This is a genomic window from Komagataeibacter sp. NFXK3 (assembly GCF_054182245.1).
The window spans coordinates 1-954 of sequence record NZ_JAPIVJ010000084.1 but is presented as its reverse complement, the minus strand read 5'-3'; the positions used below and the strand labels follow the sequence as shown (position 1 = coordinate 954).

Sequence of the window (954 nt, the reverse complement as noted above, 5' to 3'; positions counted from 1 at the left end):
GCTCGCCAAAGATTGGGAACAATCCATTGCGTCCTCAACCGCATGGACATTGATCGCCTCGATCCGCATGCTCACACGACGGACAGCAAGGCATTGTCAAGCTTGAAAAACTTTCGGATCGGGCTCTTAGACTGCGACCTAATTCGACCTCTCGGTTGTTAGTTTTCAGGGCTTCAGTCTGTAAATACAGCATGATTAGACGAGCCTTGGAGCCGTATGGAACTCCAACGTAAACGGGTTGGCCTGACGGTGATGCCTTTCGACCAGGCTCTACAACCATTGTTACTCTGTCAGTCGTAACTTGCCATGCAGCGTCATCAGAGAGTCTTTTATGCGGTAAACCTACATGAGTAAAACCGCTGTAGAGAAAGCCAATCGAGCTTTCTTCCATCGCCATATACTCTGAGGCGATTTTGATGACGCGACGGTCATAATCGAAGGACAGAGCGCCTTGGCGGCCTTCGTTCTCGATAAGGTCATGGATAGTTCCCATGACGTGACTTTTACACCGTTGAGGCAGTTTGTCTCCGGGAACTTTAGCGACACCCCTGCTATTAGAAAAAGATATTAGGAATTAGTTATTAGTATGTGCCGCTAAAGTTCTCGGGATAAGGCTTTTTTCTGGAGTCTTGGGTCGCCAGAGTTCCCAAATTTCGCCGCTAGAGTTCTCAATCTGTCGCTAGAGTCCTCAATAGCCGCTAAAGTTCTCGGGAACGAATGTGTCGCTAGAGTCCCCATACTGGTCGTCAAAGCGGGAACTCTGGCGACATTCCAAGCGAATCGAAGTAGTGAAATTCCAGACGGGAGGCAAAGGAGAAACTCGGTTCCTCTAAGTGTCTGACCGAAAATGAGTTGAGTGATTTCAGTGGATTATGATTCATGGGTTTGCGATAACCTGATGAGATCAAGATGGCCTGGACTGAAATCACCCGCGCGCAGTATCGCCGGGACGAC

1 protein-coding gene and 1 pseudogene are annotated in these 954 nt (G+C 49.0%); one reads left to right on the top strand and one right to left on the bottom strand.

Going from position 1 to position 954, the window contains the following annotated elements:
* Positions 1-106: pseudogene (locus OQZ28_RS17575) on the top strand (IS5/IS1182 family transposase); the annotation flags it as partial.
* 640 nt (positions 107-746) lie between these two features.
* On the opposite strand, the gene OQZ28_RS17570 reads toward OQZ28_RS17575, so the two are convergent.
* The coding region (locus OQZ28_RS17570) for a hypothetical protein (RefSeq protein ID WP_458136700.1) at positions 747-954 on the bottom strand (208 nt) is incomplete at its 5' end.